At 39.9% G+C, this 669-nt stretch carries 1 protein-coding gene; it reads left to right on the forward strand.

Annotated elements, in window-relative coordinates; all coding sequences use genetic code 11:
* The coding region (locus QM374_RS10730) for a transposase (RefSeq protein ID WP_414311739.1) at positions 1-587 on the forward strand (587 nt) is incomplete at its 5' end.
* Between the last annotated feature and the right edge of the window lie 82 nt (positions 588-669).

Below are 669 nucleotides of genomic sequence, written 5' to 3' on the forward strand. Positions count from 1 at the left end.
ATGCCAAAACAAAGGAAAATAGTCTGGACATCGAGACTATTATTGGTGATGCGGCTTATTCAGGAAAGGACAACATTCAACTAGCTCGCAAAGAAAAGATTCATTTGGTGTCAAAACTGAACCCTTCTGTTTCAAAAGGTTACCGTAAAGAAGAGGATGCGTTTGAATTTAATAAAGATGCAGGGCTATTTGTCTGTCCAGAAGGACACATGGCTGTTCGCAAAGCAAGGACAGGGAAAAAAGATCAAAACAAGAATCAAGTTGTCACTCATTACTTTGACATTGAGAAGTGCAAGAGTTGCCTTTCCAAGGAGGGGTGTTATACGGAGGGGGCAAAGTCTAAAACCTATTCAATAGTCATTAAGAGTAACGACCATCTTTTCCAGAAGAAATTTCAGGAAACACCGTATTTTAAAGAAATGGCCAGACATCGCTATAAAATCGAAGCGAAGAATGCCGAACTAAAACAGAGACATGGCTTTGATGTCGCAAGGGCATCGGGTCTTTTCAGCATGGAGTTACAGGCAGCCACAACCATCTTCGTGGTTAATATGAAACGAATTATGGCCTTAATAAATACAAAATAACCGAGGAATTCGCTCAAATTGATGAGTGATTCCTCGGTTTTCATTTCATTAAAAGTAAGAGAGCTCCTTTTTCAGTGGGCTT

This window comes from Streptococcus infantis, assembly GCF_047465525.1.
Lineage (GTDB): Bacteria > Bacillota > Bacilli > Lactobacillales > Streptococcaceae > Streptococcus > Streptococcus infantis_R.